General features: G+C 73.8%; 13 protein-coding genes. 7 read left to right on the top strand and 6 right to left on the bottom strand.

The features are described from left to right. The first annotated feature begins 41 nt into the window (after nt 1–41). Together ACZ6TV_RS02155 and ACZ6TV_RS02150 are read left to right on the top strand one after the other, a co-directional pair. Complete coding sequence (locus tag ACZ6TV_RS02155) at nt 42–983, top strand: hypothetical protein (protein ID WP_465294373.1); 942 nt, start codon at nt 42–44, stop codon at nt 981–983. A 1,255-nt stretch (nt 984–2,238) separates the two neighbouring features. Then, nucleotides 2,239–4,638, top strand: a complete 2,400-nt coding sequence (locus ACZ6TV_RS02150; RefSeq protein WP_465294899.1) for an ATP-binding protein — start codon at nt 2,239–2,241, stop codon at nt 4,636–4,638. Nucleotides 4,639–4,645: 7 nt separating this feature from the next. On the opposite strand, the gene ACZ6TV_RS02145 is transcribed toward ACZ6TV_RS02150, so the two are convergent. Further along, nucleotides 4,646–5,947 (bottom strand): carbohydrate-binding protein, encoded by a 1,302-nt coding sequence (locus ACZ6TV_RS02145; protein WP_465294371.1) that lies wholly within the window; start codon nt 5,945–5,947, stop codon nt 4,646–4,648. Nucleotides 5,948–6,095: 148 nt separating this feature from the next. On the opposite strand from ACZ6TV_RS02145, the gene ACZ6TV_RS02140 reads away from it, so the two are divergent. After that, entirely contained in the window at nt 6,096–7,406 is a 1,311-nt protein-coding gene (locus ACZ6TV_RS02140; protein WP_465294369.1) for a helix-turn-helix domain-containing protein, read from the top strand. After that, the gene (locus ACZ6TV_RS02135) at nt 7,403–8,788 is read left to right on the top strand and encodes a hypothetical protein (RefSeq protein WP_465294367.1); all 1,386 of its coding nucleotides are present in this window, start codon (nt 7,403–7,405) and stop codon (nt 8,786–8,788) included. Before ACZ6TV_RS02140 ends, ACZ6TV_RS02135 begins: the two co-directional genes overlap by 4 nt. Before the next feature lie 26 nt (nt 8,789–8,814). On the opposite strand, the gene ACZ6TV_RS02130 is transcribed toward ACZ6TV_RS02135, so the two are convergent. Beyond that, nucleotides 8,815–9,276: a PPOX class F420-dependent oxidoreductase gene (locus ACZ6TV_RS02130; protein WP_465294365.1), complete on the bottom strand. Its 462-nt coding sequence runs from the start codon at nt 9,274–9,276 to the stop codon at nt 8,815–8,817. Nucleotides 9,277–9,335: 59 nt separating this feature from the next. Between ACZ6TV_RS02130 and ACZ6TV_RS02125 the strand changes: the two genes are divergently transcribed. Further along, the gene (locus ACZ6TV_RS02125; protein ID WP_465294363.1) at nt 9,336–10,376 is read left to right on the top strand and encodes a suppressor of fused domain protein; all 1,041 of its coding nucleotides are present in this window, start codon (nt 9,336–9,338) and stop codon (nt 10,374–10,376) included. A gap of 26 nt (nt 10,377–10,402) precedes the next feature. On the opposite strand, the gene ACZ6TV_RS02120 is transcribed toward ACZ6TV_RS02125, so the two are convergent. After that, a complete protein-coding gene (locus ACZ6TV_RS02120) occupies nt 10,403–11,011 on the bottom strand; it encodes an FMN-binding negative transcriptional regulator (protein ID WP_465294361.1) in 609 nt (202 codons plus the stop codon). A gap of 76 nt (nt 11,012–11,087) precedes the next feature. On the opposite strand from ACZ6TV_RS02120, the gene ACZ6TV_RS02115 reads away from it, so the two are divergent. After that, on the top strand, nt 11,088–12,050 hold the full coding sequence (locus tag ACZ6TV_RS02115) for an ATP-binding cassette domain-containing protein (RefSeq protein WP_465294359.1): 963 nt from the start codon (nt 11,088–11,090) through the stop codon (nt 12,048–12,050). Then, nucleotides 12,047–12,850, top strand: a complete 804-nt coding sequence (locus tag ACZ6TV_RS02110; RefSeq protein ID WP_465294357.1) for an ABC transporter permease — start codon at nt 12,047–12,049, stop codon at nt 12,848–12,850. Before ACZ6TV_RS02115 ends, ACZ6TV_RS02110 begins: the two co-directional genes overlap by 4 nt. On the opposite strand, the gene ACZ6TV_RS02105 is transcribed toward ACZ6TV_RS02110, so the two are convergent. The 3 genes from ACZ6TV_RS02105 to ACZ6TV_RS02095 all read right to left on the bottom strand — a co-directional run bounded on the left by ACZ6TV_RS02105 (nt 12,818) and on the right by ACZ6TV_RS02095 (nt 19,382). Then, nucleotides 12,818–15,877 carry an ATP-binding protein gene (locus tag ACZ6TV_RS02105; RefSeq protein WP_465294355.1) on the bottom strand — a complete coding sequence of 1,020 codons (3,060 nt, stop codon included), beginning with the start codon at nt 15,875–15,877 and terminating at the stop codon, nt 12,818–12,820. The genes ACZ6TV_RS02110 and ACZ6TV_RS02105 overlap by 33 nt on opposite strands. A gap of 84 nt (nt 15,878–15,961) precedes the next feature. Beyond that, a complete protein-coding gene (locus tag ACZ6TV_RS02100; RefSeq protein ID WP_465294353.1) occupies nt 15,962–18,028 on the bottom strand; it encodes a DUF8189 domain-containing protein in 2,067 nt (688 codons plus the stop codon). Nucleotides 18,029–18,863: 835 nt separating this feature from the next. Next, nucleotides 18,864–19,382 carry a ricin-type beta-trefoil lectin domain protein gene (locus ACZ6TV_RS02095; RefSeq protein WP_465294351.1) on the bottom strand — a complete coding sequence of 173 codons (519 nt, stop codon included), beginning with the start codon at nt 19,380–19,382 and terminating at the stop codon, nt 18,864–18,866. Between the last annotated feature and the right edge of the window lie 327 nt (nt 19,383–19,709).

Here is a 19,709-nt window from a genome sequence, read left to right as displayed (position 1 = left end):
TACGCCGATTTTTTGTCGGGGGGTGGGTGCAGACTGCAGGCATGGGTCCGGGGAGTCGTGGTCGTAGCCACAAGCGCAGGCACCGCCAGCAGTCCGTCCACCGCCGCACGCCGCACCGGCGCGCGCCTTCGACCGCGGCCGGCCCACCGGGCCTGTTCGCCGCGGTCGTCGGCGACGTCGACCCCCTCCTGCGGCGCATCCTCGGCGGCCCGGCGGCGCTCGTCCCCGACGACGACCCCACCGACGCCGAGTTCGCCGGCGCCGCCTTCGTGTCCATGGCCGCCCTCACCATCGGCGACCCCATGGCCCACGTCACCGCCGGCGGCACCCTCGAGGCGGTCCTGCTCTCCGACGTCCTGCCCAGCTTCGAGCGCGCCACCACCCCGATGGCTCCCGCCGTCGTCCTCGGCCTGGGCAGCGTCGCCGGCGGCCGGGTCTCGGCAGCCGCGGCCGCCGCCGTCGAGCGCATGGTCGCCGCCGGCGCCCGCCGCCCGGTGTGGTCCCCCGAGCTCGCCGGCCCCCAGCGAGCCGGTGGCTGCCACCGCCTCCTCGCCGCCGACGGCACCACGGTCGGCCTGGGCTTCTCCGTCTCCCGCGCCGGCTGGACCCGCTCCGTCGAGTGCTATCTCGACCGCGCCGACGGCCGCCTCACCCGCACCTACCTGACCTTCCTCGTCGGCGTCGGCTCCCCCGCCCACGAGCAGCAGTTCGGCGTCCGCCGCCACCTCCACGAGGCCATCCGCGCCATCCGCGAGGACGTCGCACCCGCCGACTTCCGCACCCTGGTCGAGGACGCCCTGGAGCGCAGCGACACCCACGACCGCCACCGCCCGACCCCGCTCATCGACCCGTTCGTCTTCGCCGGCGACCACCTCACCTCCCCCATCGACGACGCCCCACCCAGCCCGCTGACACGCACGGTCACTCCGCTGCTGCGGGCTTGGATGCGCGGGCTGCCTCGGGAGATCCGCCGCCTGCAGTGACCCGGGTCCGCCACTGCCTTCGCCGGGCTGGGTCACCCCACTCGGCGGCGTGCTCGCGGATCGGTGGGGGCGCAGGCCGACGCTGCTGCTCACCCTTCGGCGCCGTGGCGCTCCCGTCCGCACCGTGGCGAGCGGCTACGCGCAAACCCGGGCAGCACCGGGCAGCACCGGGCAGCACCGGGCAACGCTCGGCTCCATCTCGGTCCGGCGCTCCATCTCGGTCCGGCGCGCTACGCGGCACCAGCACCACGGCAACCCGGCCCGGCACCACAAACCAGGCCCGGCACCGCAGCCCTGGTCGGCACCGCAACCAGGACGCCACGACAATCCGGCCGGCACCAAGGCCACCGCGCCCAGCGAACACCGGGCGCAATCCAGGGCCACCGCGCCTGATCGCACCGGGCAACATCAGACAACATCGCGGTTCGACGCGCTGCGCAACACCAGGCGCCACGGCAACCCGGACGTCACCGAGGCAACCGCACCCGGCCGACACCGGGTGCCATCAGGACCGTCCTCCGCCCTTGGAGGCGCCGGGCGATCCCAACCACACCGGCAAATCGGGCCCCCACTGCACCACGCGACACCGGGCAATGCTCGTGCACCGTCGCGGTCCTCCCTCCGCAACATCGGCCGCCGTAGCGAATCTGCCGTCACAACAACCACGCCGCCACGGCCCGACCCGGACGGCATGGCAATCCAGACGGCACTGCAACCCGGACGCCACCCGAGGCCACCGAGGTCGCCGCACCGGGCGCGATCCAGGGGGCACTGCTCCTGAGGGCGCGGGGCGATCCCACGCGCGGTCGGCAGATCGAAGTCCGTCACGCCGGGCGGCACCACCGGCGTAGGCGCGGCCTCCGCCGCATCACGCGACACCGGCCGCACGGGCGATCGAGGTCCGTCACGCCGGGCGGTTCGGCAGCTCAGGTTCCATCAAGGACGCCGGGGTGGGACGGCGCCCGAGGTCGTTTCGCGGCGGGTCCGTCCGAGCGGGTGTGGACGCGGCTTCGGTGCGGCGGCGGTCCCGGGAGGCATGAATGGGGGCGTCGCTGGGGAATGACGTTGATCACTGCACCACCCGGGTGGGGGGGAGAGCGGCCGGGTCAGGTGGGTGGGTTCGCCCGGTTCGGTCGAGATCGACGTATACGAGTGTGGCACTTCCGGGTGATAGCAGGGGGTGGTGGTTGCGGAGGCGGGGGACACTGGCATTCGCGGCACGGGCGGGACGTTAGGAATCGCAGTAGTGGACGACATGCGCGAGGACGCGGCGACGGTCGGCACCATGGAGCAGCTTGCCCGGCTCCTGCGGGATCTGCGGCTGCGGCAGTCCGGGCGGGAGGGGCGGCCGCGGCTGACGTACCGGCGGATCGCGGCGAGGACCGGGTGGTCGCACGGGATCGTCGGGGAATACCTTGCCGGGCGGGTGTTGCCGCCGACGGACCGGTTCGACGACCTGGTGCGGCTGCTCGGGGCGACCCCCGGCGAGCAGCGGGCCCTGGCCGCCGCGCGCGACCGGGTCGAGGAGCTGCGGGCAGCGTCGCGGGGCGAGGACCTGCGAGCGGCGTCGCGAGGCGAGGAGCCGCGCCGCGACAAGGACCTGGACAAAGAGCCGGCCGAGCCGGATCCGCCGCGGCAGCTGCCGGCGGACCTGGGGATGTTCGCCGGGCGGAAGGGGCAGCTCGACCACCTCGACGAGCTGCTCGCCAGGCGCCGGCGGCCGATCGTGGTGTCGGGGACCGCGGGGGTGGGCAAGACGGCGCTCGCCGTGCACTGGGCGCATCGGGTCGCCGGGCAGTTCCCAGACGGGCAGCTGTTCCTGGACCTGCGCGGGTCGAGCGGCAGCGATCCGGTCAGCCCGTTCGACGCGCTCGGTGTCGCGTTGGGGTTGCTGGGTGTACCGCCCGCGCAGGTGCCGGCCGAGGGGGGAGCGCGGGCCCGGCTGTACCGGCAGCTCGTGCGGGACAAGAGGATGCTGATCGTGCTGGACAACGCCTCGGCGGAGGCGCAGGTCAGGCCGCTGCTGCCGGGGACCGGGGCGGCGCTGGCGCTGGTCACGAGCAGGGCGGAGCTCACGGATCTGGTGAGTGCCGACGGGGCGTACCCGGTGACGCTCGACCTGCTCGACGCCGGCGACGCGAGGGCGCTGCTCGCCGGGCGGATCGGCGCTGGACGGACGGATCGGGAGCCGGAGGCGGTCGAGGCGATCGTCGCGGCGTGCGCGCGGCTGCCGCTGGCGCTGTCCGTCGTCGCGGCGCGGGCGGCGCTGCATCCGGACTTCAGTCTCGCCGCGATCGCCGCGGATCTCACCGGCGCACACAGCCGGCTCGACGCGTTGCGGTCCGACGATCCGAAGGCCGACGTCGAGACGGTGTTCTCCTGGTCGTACCAACGCCTCGATGAGCAGACGCAACGCCTGTTCAGGCTGAGCGGGCTGCATCCCAGCCCGCAGCTGGGGATCGAGGCCGCGGCGGCGCTGGCGGATCTGCCGCCGGGCGAGGTGCGGCCGATGATGGCCGAGCTCGTGCGGGCGCAGCTGGTGATCGAGGCGCGGCCGGGGCGGTTCGGGATGCACGACCTGCTGCGTGCGTATGCGGCGGACCTCGCCCGGGGCGTCGAGACCGCGGTGGAGCGGGCCGCCGCGCGGGGGCGTCTGGTCGCGCATTACGTCGAGGTGGCGACGGCCGCGGCGCTGGCGCTCGACCCGTCGCGGAACACGGCCGGGCAGCGGCTCGCCAGGCCGCGGGCGACGCCGGAGAGCTGGGCGTGGGCGGCGGCGTGGTTCGAGGAGCAGCGGCCGGCGCTGATCGCGACCGTGCAGCTCGCGGTGGCCGGCGGGCTGGACCGGGAGGCGTGGCGGCTGGCCTGGGCGATGGCTGATCATCTCGACCGGGGCGGGCACTGGGGGGACTGGATCGCCACGCAGCGGGCCGCCGTCGGTGCGGCCGAGCGGCTCGGGGACCGGGCGGCGCTGGCGCTGGCGCATCGCGGCCTGTCCGGCGGGTGCATCCGCAGCGGCCGGCACGAGGAGGCGCGGCGGCATCTGCGGGTGGCGTTCGACCTGTTCGTCGAGCTGGCCGACCATGCCGGGGCGGCGCGGTGCGTGCACGCGCTGGCGTGGCTGTTGGAGACGCAGGACAGGTTCGCGGAGGCGGTCGCGCACGACGAGCTGGCGCTGGAGCTCTTCCGGCTGGCGGACGACCCGGTCGGCCAGGCCAGGGCGCTCAACTCGGTGGGCTGGCACCACGCCCGGCTCGGGCACAACGACCTGGCCCTGGAGTGCTGCGAGGAGGCCCTTGAGCTGCAGCGGGCGCTCGGCGACGCGCCCGGGGTCGCGGCGACGCTGGACAGTCTGGGCTACATCCACCACCGGCTCGGCGAGCACGACCAGGCGATCGAGCGCTATCAGGACGCGCTGCTGCGGTACGCCGAGCAGGGCGACCGGTTCAACGAGGCCGACGCGTCGATCCGGCTCGGTGACACCTGGGCCGCCACGGGACGGTGGGACAAGGCGCGGGCCGCGTGGACGCGGTCGTTACGGACGTTGGACGTGCTCGCGCACCCGAAGGCGGGTGAGGTACGCACGAAGCTGCAGGACCGCGGAGCGGGCCCGACGACGCTGTCGGGCCCGCTCCTCCCCATTCCCGCGAACTAAGCCGGTGTCATGACCACAGCGCCGGGACGTTCGGCGGCTCCCAGCCGACCTGCGAGGTGTGGCCTTGCAGGCAGCGGTAGGACCGGCCGCCGTAGGTGACGGTCGCGCCGGTCGCGTAGACGGTGTTCGGCGCCCACGTTCCGCCCTGCGGCGGGGTCGTCGTGGCCGTCGCGGTGGGGCTCGGGCCGCCACCCGAGGTGACCAGGGTCAGCCCGTACGCCTGGAGGATCTCGTTGACGGGCTGGTAGTACATCGTGCCGCCGGACGTGCAGTTGCCTGATCCGCCGGAGGTCACGCCCTGCGCCTGGCTGCCGGACAGCCACGAGCCGCCGGAGTCGCCCGGCTCGGCGCACGCGTTGGAGCGCACGAGCCCGGTCACGGTGCCCTGCGAGTACGTGACGGACGCGTTCTTCTGCTGGATCGTGCCGCAGCGCCAGCCGGTGGTGGAGCCGGAGCGGCAGACGGACGCGCCGACCGCCGCCTCGGTCGAGCCGGCCACGGCGACCGTGCCGCCGCTGTAGTTGTTCACCAGGCCGCGCGGGGTGTTGCCGGCGTCGACCTGGACCCACGAGTAGTCGTTACCGGGGAAGCTCGACCCGCGGAACGTGCCGCTCGGCGTGGTCGTGCGGGCGCCGGTGGTGCCGCAGTGGCCGGCGGAGACGAAGCCGCCGTTGACGGAGAAGCCGACCGAGCACCTGGTCCCACTGCCGATGTAGTACGCGTTGCCGCCGACCACGTCGATGTACGGCTTCGGGTCCTCGCTGGTCGCCTCGACGCGAACCGAGGCGGGGTCGACGGCGGCCACCGCCAGGAAGCCCGAGGCGCCGGAGCCGAGGACGACGACGGTGTTGGTGGGCAGGTCCGCATACCAGCCCTTGACGGTGCGCGGCGCGGACGCCGAGTGCCGGTCGAGCCGGGCGACGACGGCGTCGAGCTGTGCCTCGCCGCGGCTGACCAGGGTCGGGGTCGCGCCGAGGTTGCGGACGCTCGCCTCCTGGGTGCGGTCGGTGATGCCGACGGTGACGGTGCGGCCGTCGGCGCTGACCCAGGTCCCGCCGTAGCCGGCGCCGAGGGTCTTGCGCAGGACCTGTTGGGTGGTCGCCGCGCGCTGGTCGAGGGTCAGCCGGTCGCGGACCTGCGCGGGGGTCAGGCGCAGGTCACGCTGCATGGCGGTGAAGACGGCGGGGGCGATGCCCGCCGGTGGCGCGGCGGCGGGATCGGCCGCCGCCAGTGCGTTGTGGGTGAGTACGCCGGTCGTGACCAGGGCGGCGGTCACGGTGACGGACAGCACGAGGGCAGTTCTGCGCATCGCAGTTCCTTCCCGGAGGCGTGCGGTTGGGGGTGCTGGCATCAGGTGCGCAACTGGTCAATTAACTCCAGTTACCGTCGTTGTTGCGTGAACGCTAGGACTCGTACAGTCGGCTGTCAATACGCAGCTGATGTGGGAAGGTGACGCGGTGACGGACGACGAGCCGCTCGGTGCGCGGATCAAGCGGCTGCGCCTCGACCGCGGGCTGACGCAGCGGGATCTGGCGGAGCCGCGGTACACGCGCGCGTTCCTGGCCGCGATCGAGGCAGGCGTCCGCGTCCCGACGGATGAGACCCTCGCCCACATCGCGGGCGCGCTCGGCGTCGACCCCGGCGACCTGCGGCACGGCCGGCCCGCCGACGTCGCCGGCACGCTGTCCGACGTGCTCGCCGAGGCACGCCGTGAGCTGTCCCGCGGGCGCACCGCCGAGGCGGCCGCGAAGGCGTCCTCCGTGGCGTTGCAAGCCCGGCGGTACGCGCTGCCCGAGCTGCAGTGCCGGGCCGTCCACCTGACTGGGGACGTCGCCCTGCACACCGGCGACGTGGGTGCGGCGATCGAGCAGTACAGGACGGCGAAAACCCTGCTCGGGGACGACGAGGTCACCCTGCGGGCCGCCGTGGTCGCGCGGGAGGCCTACTGCCTGCAGATCACCGGCGCCACCGGCGACGCCATCGCGCTGCTGGAGACCGAGCTGCGCGCCGTCCGCGCGGCGACGGACCCCGATCCCGACGCGCTGGTCCGGTTGACGAGCGCGCTGGTGTACACGTTCCTGGAGCTGGACTGGCGGGAGCGCGCCCGCCGCCTCGAACGGGAGGCCCTGCCGCTCCTGCCCCGGGTGCGCAACCGCGAATGGCTCGCGCAGTTCAGCGTCACCGTCGCCCAGCTGCGCCGCGACCACGACCTCGCCGACACCGAGCGGCTCCTCGGCGAGGCCCTCGCCATCTACACCTCGCTCGGGCTCACCCGGGAGATCGGCATCTGCCAGTGGGCGCACGGGTACGTGCTGCGGCGCGTCGGGCGGGTCCGCGAGGCCGCCGGCCGCTTCGAACAGGCCCGGACGATCCTGCTCGAGGTCGGCGCGGTGCAGGACCTCGCCGGTGCGACGCTCGAGCTCGCCGAGGCACTGCGGCTCGACGGCGACCTGGGCGAGGCGGAGCGGCTCGCGACGGAGGCCGCCGGCATCTGCCACCGCACCCGCCACCAGGAGTGCATGGCCGAGGCGGACCGGATCCTCGGCCGGATCGCCGGTGCCCGCACTCCCGGCTCACCGGACGCCGATCAACTGCTCAGCAGGGCGGCTGATCGTTACGCGGAGTCAGGGCTGGTTGCCGAGCTTGTGACGACGAGCCGCTTGCTGGGCGAGGAGCGGCGGGCCGGGGGTAACGTCGAGGGCGCGGCGGAGAGCTTCCGGCGAGGCCTTCTCGCCGCCGCGCGCCTGCCCGAGGCGGGCTCCCTGTGACGGCCGCTGACGTCGGGGGCAGGATCCTGGCCCTGCGCACCGGCAAGGGGCTGACGCAGCGCGACCTCGCCGAGCCCAACTACACCGCCGCCTATGTCTCCTCCGTCGAAAACGGTCACCGCGTCCCGTCCAGCGACGCCCTCGCCCACTTCGCCGCCCGCCTGTCCGTCGACGTCACGCAGCTCACCACCGGCCGCCACCCCGGCGACGCCCTGTCCATCGAGATCGACCTGCTGGAGGAGGTGCGCCCCCCGCTCTGGTATGAGCAACGCGCCGCCGACCCGGCCGAGCACAGCGTCCGGCGCGCGACGGCCGAGGTCGTGCTGGGCCGCCTGCGCCTGGCGGCCGGCGCGCCCGACGACGCCGTCGCCTGCTTCGACCGGGCCCGCCGGCTCATTCCGCCGACGCTCGCCCACCTGCGGGCGCCGGCCGTCGCCGGGCTCGCCCTGTGCGCCCGGCTGCAGGGAGACCCGGGGTATGCGGCGTATCTGCTGACCGGGTTCCGCGACGAGCTGCGGCGGGCGGGGCTGCCGGATCCGGCCGCGACGCTGGCGATCCACGCGCTGCTGGCGCTGTGCCAGCACGACCTGGGCGAGGACCCGACACCGGCCGCGGAGACGGCGCTGGCGCTGGCCGGGCCTGCCGGCGGGGTGGTCGCCGCGCAGGTGGCGACGGCTCGCGTGCTGGCCGCGTCGAGCCACCTGCCGGAAGCGCGGGCGGCACTGGCGGTGGCTTCTTCGGCCCGGCTGGAGGCGTGGCTGGCGGACGAGATCGCGGGGGCTTATCGGATCCGGGCGCGGGCGCGGCTTTCCAGGGGCGACCTGGCGGGGGCGTTGACGGATCTGACGGCGGCGCGGGACAGGTCGGCGGGGCCGGCGGCGCTGGACGCGTTGGTGGACCTGGCGGAGGTGCATCGCGCGCTGGGCGACCCGTCGACGGCGCGCGCCCTGCTCCAGCAGATCGACGGCCACGCCGACGCGCCCACTGGCTCCGCGGGCGGCGACGTCACCGGCATAGACAGCGGCCAGACCCAACCCGGCGGCGACTACAGCAGACGCGGCACCGGCGACGCCAACAACGCCCCTGCGACACGCGACACGAACAAGGACGGCGGGCGCGGTGGTGGGGCGACGGCGGCTGAGGTTCGGCGGGGGCGGGCGCATCGCGTGCATGCGCTGCTGAGTCAGGACGCCGGTGATCTCGGGGCGGCTGAGGGGCATCTGCGCGCCGCGATCGCTGTCCTTCGCAGGACCGGGCCGCGGCGGGAACTTGCCCAGCTCTCGCTCGACCTGGCCGACCTGCTGACCTCGATGCGTCGCCCCGAAGAGGCGCTCACCGTCCTCGCCGACGGCCTGACCGCCGTCGACACGCACGCCGTCTGACCAGGCCGTCTGAGTAAGCCGTCCGACTAGGCCAGCCGCGCGGGGAATCCGCCTGTGGCGATCGGGCCCCACGACTCGATGGTGATCCGCAGCAGGGACTTGCCCTGCTGGCGCATCGCCTCGCGGTATTCGTCCCAGTCGGGGTGCTCGCCGGAGATGCAGCGGAAGTACTCCACCAGCGGCTCCAACGCCTCGGGCAGGTCCAGCACCTCGGCCACCCCGTCGACCTGGACCCAGGGCCCGTTCCACTCGTCGGAGAGCACGACGACCGAGACGCGGCTGTCGCGGCGGGCGTTGCGGATCTTCGCGCGCTCCGGATATGTCGAGATGACGATGCGTCCCTCGGCGTCGACGCCGCTGGTGACCGGTGAGGCCTGCGGCCGGCCGTCGGCCCGGGTGGTGATGACCAACGCCCGGTGTCTGCTGGAGAGGAAGTCGATCAGTGCGGAGCGATCCACGTCTGTGTTTGTCGCGATGGTACGACCCATGCCCCAACCCTAGTCCCAGCAAGGGTTGAAGGATTTCCGAACTGTGGTTAGGTCGGCTGGTGACCTCCGAAGCACCCGGCTGGGACGCCATCGACGCCGCGCTCGAACGCCTCTACCCCGGCGTCGAGCCCAAGCACTACGCCACGCTGCTGAAATGGTCGCTCGGCGGCCCGGATCCGCTCGACGGGATCAGTTTCTACGCCCGTGAGACGCCGGTCCCGCACTGGCACATCGTCAGTTACGGCATGAGCGAGCTCTACTCGGCGCCGAATCCTGACGCCGAGTGGTCCGGCTGGGGTTACGAGTTCACGTTCCGGGTGCGGCGGGCGCCGGGTGAGACGGAGCCGCCCATCTGGGCCGCCAACTTCCTGCAGAACCTTGCCAGGTACAACTTCAGCAGCGGCAACGGGTTCGCGGCCAACCATCAGATGGATCTCAACGGGCCGATCGCGCTGGGGTACCAGACGCCGATCCGCGCCGTCGCGTTCGTCGAGGACCCCGAGCTCGGCACCATCGACTCGCCCTTCGGCAGGGTGCGGTTCCTGCAGGTGTTCGGTCTGACGCTGGGCGAGTACGCGGCGACCCAGACGTGGAGCGTGGAGGCGGTGCTCAAGCTCGCCGCGGCGTACGCGCCGCTGTTCGTCACCGACCTGCGGCGCACGTCGTTCACGGAGATCCGCGACTTCGCCGACAAGGTCGCCGCCGGCCGCCGCCGTTACGGTTCCTCGACCGGCAGCCTGGCGGTCGCCGAGTTCGCCTGGCTGCCTGACGGCGACGGGTATCGCCTGATCGTCGGCGCCCACGCGGTCGAGCGCATCGCCGCGATCCTGCGCGGCCGGCTCCGCTTCGGCCGCACCCTGGTCGTCAGCGGTCCGGACAGCAGCGTCGAGTTCTCGTCGGGCAGCTACGGCCTCGGCGAGGCCAACGACTCCCACACGCTTCGCATCGTCCTCACCGATGAGGCGCTGGACCACCTGACCGGCGTCCTGGTCCCCCTGGCCGGCGTGTCCCCCGTGCCGGAGGCCCCCGGCCTGATCGTCGAGGTCCGCCAGTCCCTCATCCGCGACAGCGACGGCAACGTGGTCGAGCGCATCGGCTGAGCCCCCGGCGGAGACGCCGGTCAGGATCAGGCGGGGTCCATCGCCGCGGCGACGGCTCGTTCGGTGGCGGTGCCGGCGTGCAGGGCGGCGCTGACCCCGGCGATGTCCTCGGCGCTGCGGTTCTGGCTGAGCTTCCACTTCGCCTCGATGCGGGTGATCGCGAGCTCGATGCCGACGATGGCGCGGAGCTGGCCCTCGATGAAGGGACGGGGCGCGTCGTCGACGGACCACGGGGCCGGGCGGTCCGACTCGTGGCGGTCGGTGAGGCGGCGCACGAGGTCCTCGGTCCACGCGGGGTCGTCGTGGGCGATCAGCGTGCCGTAGACGTGGGCGGTGATGTAGTTCCAGGTCGGCACGACCCGGCCGTGTTCGCGTTTCGTGGCGTACGACGACGGCGACACGTACGCGTCGGGGCCGCGGACGATGACGAGCGCCTCGCCGGCGGTGTGCCGCCACTGGGTGTTGTTGCGCGCCACGTGGCCGAGCAGGGAGCCGGGCGCGTGGAACAGCAGCGGCAGCGTGGTGGCCACCATGCCCTGGCCGTCCCAGGTGACCAGGTCACTCGCGCCGGCGTTGGACAGCAGCTCGTGCACGGCGGTGTCGGACGGGGCGGCGAAATGCGCGGGCACGTACATGCCGGCAAGCGTAGTGAGCGGCGCCGTGTCGGTGCGGTGTCGGTGCCGTGTCAGCGGGGGCGCGCACGGTGGTCGCATGACAGATCTGATGGTCGAGGCCGAGGGCCTCGTCAAACGGTTCGGGGAGACGAGGGCGCTGCAGGGCGTCGACCTCAAGGTCCCCCGGGGCACCGTGCACGGCGTGCTCGGGCCCAACGGCGCCGGCAAGACGACCGCCGTGCGCATCCTGTCGACGCTGCTGCGGCCGGACGCCGGGCGGGCCCGCATCGCGGGCTTCGACGTGGTCCGCGACGCCGAGAAGGTCCGGTCCCGGATCGGGCTGACCGGTCAGTACGCCAGTGTCGACGAGGACCTGACCGGCCGGCAGAACCTGGTGCTCTTCGGCACGCTGCTCGACCTGCGCAAGCGGGACGCGAAGGAGCGCGCCAGGGAGCTGCTCGAATGGTTCGACCTGACCGGGGCCGCGGACCGGCCCGCGAAGACCTACTCCGGTGGCATGCGCCGGCGGCTCGACCTGGCCGCGAGCCTGGTGGGGCGGCCGGACGTGATCTTCCTGGACGAGCCGACGACCGGGCTGGACCCGTCGAAGCGCGAGGACATGTGGGGCGTCGTGCGGACCCTGGTCCGGGACGGCTCGACGGTGCTGCTGACCACGCAGTACCTGGAGGAGGCCGAGGCGCTCGCCGACGAGATCACCGTCATCGACCACGGGCGGGTCATCGCCAACGACACGCCCGAGCAGCTCAAGCGCAAGGTCGGCGGGCAGACCCTCGAGGTGCGCCCCGCGGACCCCGCGGACCTGGAGAAGACCGGGCTGATCCTCGCGTCGGTCGCGACCGGGCAGCAGCCGGCCGAGCAGGCCCGCAAGGGTGTCCTGTCGGTGCCGGTCAGCGGCGACGAGGCGCTCACCGAGGCCGTCGCCCGGCTCGCCACGGCGGGGATCGCCGTCACCGAGCTCTCCCTGCACCTGCCCAGCCTCGACGAGGTCTTCTTCACCCTGACCGGCCGCCCCAGCAACCTGGAAGAAGTCAACGCATGACCGCCATCGCCCTGCAGCCTCAGCTCAAGAGCCAGTTCAAGCCGCTGCGGCTCGTACGCCACTCGCTGGAGCTCACGAAACGCAGCCTGATCAAGACGTGGCGGACGCCGGAGGCGCTGATCGACGTCACCGTGCAGCCGGCGCTGTTCCTGCTCATCTTCGTCTACATCTTCGGTGGCGCGGTCGCCGGCGGCACGCACCAGTACCTGCAGTTCCTGATGCCGGGCATCCTCGCCCAGACGGTCGCGATGGGCGCCATCTCGATCGGCGTCAACCTCAACAGCGACCTGGAGAAGGGCATCTTCGACCGGTTCCGGTCGCTGCCGATCGCCCGTTCGGCACCGCTCATCGGCGCGGTGCTCGGCGATGTCGTCCGGTACGTCATCGTCACCATCTCGACGTTCGGCTTCGCGTACCTGATGGGCTTCCGCATCCACGCGAACCCGCTGCACGCGGTGGCCGGCGCGCTGCTGGCGGTGCTGTTCGGGCTGTGCCTGAGCTGGGCGCTGGTCTTCGTCGGGATGCTCGTGCGCACGTCCGGCGCGGTGCAGGGCATCGGCTTCCTGGTGATGATGCCGCTGACGTTCGCCTCCAACGTGTTCGTCGGCACGATGACGCTGCCGGGCTGGATGCAGGGGTTCGTGAAGGTCAACCCGCTGACGCACCTGGTCGAGTCGATGCGCGGGCTGTTCCTCGGCACGCCGGTCGGCAACCACGTGTGGTGGACGCTCGCCTGGTGCGCCGGCTTCGTGGTGGTGTTCATGCCACTAGCGCTCGCCGCCTACCGCAAGAAGGTCTGACATGAGCACGCGGATGCGGTCGGTGGCCTCGGTCACCGGCCGCTCGTGCCATTTCCAGCGGTCCGCGACCGGCTCGAGGACCCCGGTGCCGTCGGGGAACAGGTGCTCGGCGTTGCCGCCGATGCGCAGCCCGATCGTCCACAGCTCGCCGGCCGCGGGGTCGCCGCGGTGCGCGGCGAGCGCCCCGCCGGCCAGGGCCCAGGCCCCGACGACCGGGATGTCGTAGGCGGACAGCGCCTCGTCGCGCGCCTGCAGCAGCAGCTGGGCGGCTCGGTCCGCGGCGCCCATCCGCAGGAACACGACGGCGACGGCGCTGCGGTACAGCACCCGCACCTGCACCACCCCGACGGTGGATCCCTCGACGACGGCCAGGACCCGCGCCGCGTGCGCCGCCGCCCCGGGCAGGTCGCCGCGGGACAGCGCGAGCTGGCCGAGCACGAGGTACGCCAGGCCGATGTCCGAGTCCTGCGCGTCCGGCGAGCGGGTCACCGCCAGGAGCCGGCCGACCGCGGCGTCGTCGCCCTCGAACGCCGCCCGCGCGTCCAGCATGACCCGGATCGCGCCCAGGTCGAGCTCGGCGCCGAGCAGGTCCATGTGCCGCTCGCTGTGCCGCAGCCACTCGTGCGCGCCGGGCCCGCCGCGGGTGCCGATGCTCTGCGCCGCCGACCCCATCCCCCAGTGGTCGCCGACCTCCTCGAACCGCCGGTAGGCGCGCGTCGCGTCGGCGACGGACTCGGCGAGCGCGCCGCGGTTCTCGTTGATGATGGCCCGGAAGAAGAGCCCGAAGCCCTGCACGTACGGGTCGGGATCGGCGACCAGTTCCCCGGCGGCGTCCACGGCCGCGTCGAGGTCCGGCGAGCCGAGTGCCCGCAGCGCCGAGGCGAGCGTCCACGCCCGTGCGGACACCTCGGCGCGCCGGGCCGCGAGGGACCGCAGCGTGTGCAGTACCAGCGCGAACATGCGGGACGAGTCGTCGACGAACGCGTTGAGCCCGGTGAACAGGCACAGCCAGGTGGCGCGTTCGGCGTCGACGGCCGGGCCGGCGTGCAGCAGCGCCGAGCGCCGCCGGGCCGCCGGGTCGGTGGCCCGGAACACCAGCAGCGCCCAGGTGACCACCTCCTGGTGCAGCCCGCGGACCGTCCACAGGTGCGCGAGCGCCATCATGATGTCGACCGTCGCGCCGTCGTCCTCGCGCAGCAGCGCCCAGCGCAGGGCCGCGACCAGGTTGTCCTGTTCGACGGCGGCCTGCCGGAAGGCCGGCAGCTGGGCCGGGCCGCGGAAGTCCGCGCCGAGCCGCGCGGTCAGCTCCGCCGCCCAGCGCACCAGGCCGGCCATCGCCGCGTCGCGGGTGCCCGCGCCGTCGAGCCGGACCTCGCCGTATTCGCGGACCGTCTCCAGCATCCGGTACCGCGGTGCGCCGTCCTCACCGGCGGCCAGGGACAGCAGTGACTGCTCGACCAGCGTCGCCAGCCCGCGGCGGACGTCCCGGCCGCCGGCGACCGCCCCGGCGAGCGCGGCGGTGAACGGCGCCGGGATCACCGCCAGCCGCTCCAGCAGCTCCCGGTCGGGGTCGCCGAGCAGTTCGCGGCTCCAGTCGACCATCGCCCACAGGCTCGCGTGCCGGTCCGGCAGGCCGCGCAGCGCGTCGTCGAGCAGCCCGAACCGGTCGGCGAGGCCGGCGAGGACGTCGTCGATCGGCATGTGCCGCAGCCGGGCCGCGGCGAGCTCCAGCGCGAGCGGGAGGTTGTCGAGCCGGTGGCACAGCTCCAGGGTGCGCTCCGGGTCGCCCGGGGTCGCCCCGCCGGCCCGGATCCGCGCGTCGATGAGGTCGAGCGCGGCGGCGTCGGGCAGCGTCCCGAGCCGGTGCACGACCTCGCCGGGCAGGCTCAGCGGCGCCCGGCTGGTGGCGAGGACGGCGAGGTCCGGCGCGGCGAACAGTTCCGCGACGGCGTCGGCCGCGCCTTCCAGGACGTGTTCGCAGTTGTCGAGCACGACGAGCCCGTGCAGCTCCGGTACCGCCAGCCGGAGCCGCTCCTCGGCGCCGAGCCCCCGCCACTCCGCCCGGGCCGCACCGGGGTCCGCGGCACCGACCGCGGCCAGCACCGCGGGGACCACCTCCGCGGAGGTGCGCAGGCCGGCGAGCTCGACGACGTGGACGGCCCGCCCGGCGGCCACGGCCCGGCGGGCGACCTCGGCGGCGAGCCGCGTCTTGCCGGCGCCGCCCGAGGCGACGACGGTGACGAGGGGCGCGGCGCCGAGGGCGGCGAGCACGGCCGTCACGTCGTCCTCGCGGCCGACCAGGGCGGTCATCGCGCGTCGCCAGCCCGCCGGCAGCGTGGTCCTCGGCTCGGGCCGCGGGGTGAGCTCGCCCCGCAGCAGCGCCACGTGGACGGCCGCGACCGGCGCGGACAGGTCGGCGCCGTAGTCGTCGGCGAGCGCGGCGCGCAGCCGCTCGACCACGTCGAGGGCCTCGGCGTCGCGGCCCTGCGCGGCGAGGACCCGGACCAGCAGCACCGCCGACGGCTCGTGCGGCGGCTGGTGTGCGACCAGTCGGCGCAGGTCGGTCTCGTCGGCGGGCCGGCCGGCGGCGAGCGCGGCCTCCGCGGCGAGCGCGGCGACGTCCGCGAGCAGTTTCGTGGCGGCGTCGGGCACCTCGGGGAAGAGCGCCCGGGCCCGCCGGGCCGCTTCGCGCGCCTGCTCGTGGTCGCCGCCGTCGAGCGCCCGGCGCCCGCGGTCCAGCAGTGTCCTCGCCACGACGGCGTCGACCTCGACCGCGTCGGCGGGCAGCAGATATCCGCCGGGCGCCGCGGTCACGGGCAGCCCCAGCCGCCGGGCGCGGGACACCAGCGCCTGCACCGCGCCGGGCGCGTCGTCCGGCGGGTCCGCGGCCCAGACGGCGTCGACGAGCGCGCCGACGGACACCGCCCTGCCGCGCGCGTCGACGAGCGAGCGCACCACCGCGGCCAGCCGGGCGCCCTTCACGGGCCGGCCGTCGACGGCCAGCTCCCCGAGGGTCGTGACGCGCATGGTCCGATCATGCCCGGGTTGCGGGCAGACGAACGCCCCGGGGGAGGGCCCCGGGGCGTTCGCCGCTACTCGTGGTGCGGTGGTTCAGGAAACGTGCGACCACCAGTTCCAGGTGCCGGAGTTCGGCGCGGACTGGACGCGGTGCCAGACCTGGCCGTCACCACCGACGGCGAAGACCTCCATGATCCCGTCCGCCCGGGTGAAGGCGGTGGGCTCGCTGTAGATCAGGCCGCTGAGGTTGGTCCAGCCGCTCCACTGGGTCGGGTCGGCGGCGTCGGTCTGCCAGTTCGAGTACAGGTTGCCGTCCGTGCCCTTGATGAAGACCGCGATGGTGCCGTTGGCGTTCTGCGCCGTCTCGATCTTCGAGGCGTAGCGCTCGCTGCCTAGGCGGGTCCACCAGTTGAACGATCCGTCGGCCTTCTGCGTCCGGGACCAGATCGAGTGGTCGCCACCGATGGCGAAGACCGTGAGCCAGCCGTTGGCGTTCTTGACCGCGACGGGCTCGCTGTAGATCAGGCCGCTCAGGTTGGTCCAGGCGCCCCAGGTGCCGTTGGCGGCCTGGACGCTGGTGTAGAGGTTGTTGTCGCCGCCACGGGCGAAGATCTGCGCCAGACCGTCGTGGTTGTTGACGATCGGGCCCTTCATCGCACCGTCGGTGCCGGGAGCGGCGGCGGCGGTGGTGATCGTGGTGGCGGCCGCGGTGCTGAACGCCGTGGCGCTGGCGTAGGCGACGACCTTGACGTCGTACGCGGTGCCGGCCGCGAGGCCGTTGATGGTGCAGGTGACGGCCGGAGCGACCGCCGTGCAGCTCAGGGCCGCGGCAGCGGCAGCCGCCGGGTCGGACGGGGTCGCGGTCGCGACGTAGTACACGACGGCGGCACCACCGACGGGGGCGGCCGCGGTCCAGGCGATGGTCGCCGAGGTCGCGGTGATGTCATCGTCGGCCGGCGGCGTGACGACGACCGGGGCCGGCTTCGGCACCACGGCGGGGGTCACCGTCGTGGGCGTGGAGGTGGCGGAGGTCGCCTGCGTGCCGTTGGCGTTGATGGCCTGAACGCCAGTGGAGTAGACCGTCGCGTTGGTCAGGCCGGTGATCGTGCAGGTCAGCTTGTCGGTGACGCAGACCTTGGAGACACCGCCGGCCGTCGCGGCCGCCCGGTACTTGGTGACCGTACTGCCCGAGGCGGGCGCGACCCAGGTCAGCGTGGCCTCGGTGTCGCCACCGGTGACGGTGACGTCGGTGGGCGGGTTGACCGTGCCCAGGATGTAGATCGGGCCCGAGTCACCGGTGGTCGAGCTGAGCCCGTCCTTGACCGCGGTGACCTTGAACTCGTACGAGAAGCCGGCCGCGACCGCAGTGCCGCCACAGGTCGTCGCCATCGATCCGGCGGTGACGGGGCACGTGATGCCGGGGATCGCGACGCCTTCCTTGTACGCGGCGACCGTGTACGTGACGCCGGCAGTGGGCGACGCTTCCCACGACACCGTCGGCACACCGGCGGCGGTGACGCTGGCGACCACGCCGGTCGGCGCCTCGGGGCCGATGCCCGGGGTCGCGCCGACGCTGGCGCTGCTGGCCGCGGAGTTCGGGATCGAGTTGGCGCCGTTCGCCACGACCTTGAACGTGTACTCCGTGCCGTTGGTCAGGCCGGAGATCTTGCAGCTGTTGCTCAGCGCGTTGGTCGGGCTCGTGCAGGTCTTGCCCGTCGTGGCGCCACCGAGGTAGGCCGTCGCGGTGTAGTTGGCGATGGTGGCGAGGGTGTTCGCCACGCCCGTCCACACCACGTTGACCTCGCCGCTCACGCCGGTGGCGACCGGGGTGCCGATGGTGGGCGGGCTCAGCAGCGGCACCATCACGCCAGTCGCCGTGCCGGTGACCGTCGTGCCACCGCCGGCCGCGGCGACGGTGACGGTGTACGTCGTGCCGGCGACCAGACCCATGACGTCGCACGGACCGCCGGCCGCCGACATGACGGTGCACGTCGCGTCGGCCGCGGAGCCGGCGTCCGGTCCGTCCGCGCTGACCACGTAGCTGGTGGCGTCGTCGGGCGTGGTGGTGTTCGGGGTCACGGTGACGGTCAGCCGCTCGTTGCCCGCAGCGGACACCGCCGTCAGGGACGCGAGGTTTGCTGCCCAGACCGGTTGCGCCACCAAGAGGGAGCTCGCGGTCATCGTCAAAACAGCCGCCGAGCCGAGCAGGCCGCGTCTGGGCCCTGCCCGGCGGTCGCGCGGTTTGCTCACTTGAATCATTGCGTCCAACCCCCCGTTGCGAGGCGCCAGCTACGGTGCCGACGCGCCATCTCCTAGCAATGTATGGCGGTCCTGTACTTTTCGGAGCAAATTGGGTAATAAGGCCTTTTGACAGGTGGCCAAGGCCCTGGACGTGCTAGTGAGGACGTTCGCCCCAGGCGCCGCGATCCGCCCGATCCGCAGCACGGGGTCCGTGTCTTCCCAGCTCAGCGGCGCATTGCCGGGAATACCACGGCGGGGCGCGCCGGCGGCACGATTCCACGCATGCGCAGGCGTGAGATCGTCTTTCGCGGGCCGCTGACCGTGGGCGCCCCGCCCGGGCAGCGGTCAGCTTCGACATCCCGTCCGCCCGCCACGCATTCGCGCACCCCCGGCCGCGTGGCCGCAGAGCACCGCGCCGGCGCCGCTACGGGCCCGGCGGCACGGCTCGTGTCGCGGTTCGCGCCGGGCGGCGTGTGCAGCGCCGCGGTTCTGTTCGGGGTTCTCACCGGCGTCGTGATCGCCGCCCGTCAAGGCCGGCACAACGGGGCGGTCGGCGCCCTGGTGCCGCCACTCGTGCGGCCGTTCATCGTGTACGGGAGCAGGGCCGGCCGGCACCCTGTGGTGGGACGGCGGGCTGCTGACCGCGCCGTCGTGATCGGCATGGTGGCGACGCTCGACGGGGCGCCGGCCCTTTCTCGTGCCACGGCGGCCGCTCCGCCAAGGGAAGCCCGGCGAACAGCGGCCGCGCGGTGTCTTAAGGGAGCTGCCAGCGCTGGCTGGTGCCACCCGCGCAGCGGGTCAGGATCAGCCGGTCTCCGCGACCGGTCAGGCACTGCTTCGACGCGCGGGCGACCAGCGTGCCGCCGGTCGTGTACCACTGCTGCGCGGCGGAGCCGGTGCAGCGGACCAGGCTGAGGCGACCGGAGACCGGTTGCAGGCAGCGGCCCGCGGTGCGCAGGGTGCCGTCGGCCGGCGCGGTCCAGATCTGGCTTTCCCCGCCGGTGCAGCGGCGCAGCTGCACGCCGGCACGCGCGTCCAGGCAGAGACCCGACGGGCCGACCAGCGGACCGGCGACCACCACAGACGCGGCGGCGGCCGGCGCCGAGGCCGGCGCGAGGCCGGCCTCTCCCGGCGCCGGCACCAGCGCGGTCTGCAGGCGGCCCGCCTCGGCGGCGACGACGGGTGCCGCGGGGGCGGCGGGTTCGCCGGACGGCGCGGACGTGGCGGCCCGGTCGCCGGCGACCAGCGCGAGTCCCGTCATGGACAGCGTCATGACAAGCACGGTCCAGGCGACCGCCGGATGGTGCCGCGACCGGGCCCTCCGCCGCCACTGCACCCTGCGCCGGGACGGGGAGATCCCGCGCCCCGGCAGCGTGGCCTCGCGACGCGACACGGGGGTCTCGCGCCGGGACGGGGAGATCCCCCGGCGCAGGGCCGACGCTCTGCGGCGCGACGGCGACACGTGCCGGCGCGACCGCGGCGCGGGCGGTGATGCCGGGTTCACGAAGGTCATCCAGGAATGCCGCGGATGGTATTCCGGCGGCACGGGCCGCGCTGCGACCGGCGTGTTGTTCAGGTGCGCGGGCGGCGGTATCTGGTG

Source organism: Dactylosporangium sp. NPDC051087, assembly GCF_055586325.1.
This window is presented reverse-complemented; position numbering and strand designations above follow the sequence as displayed.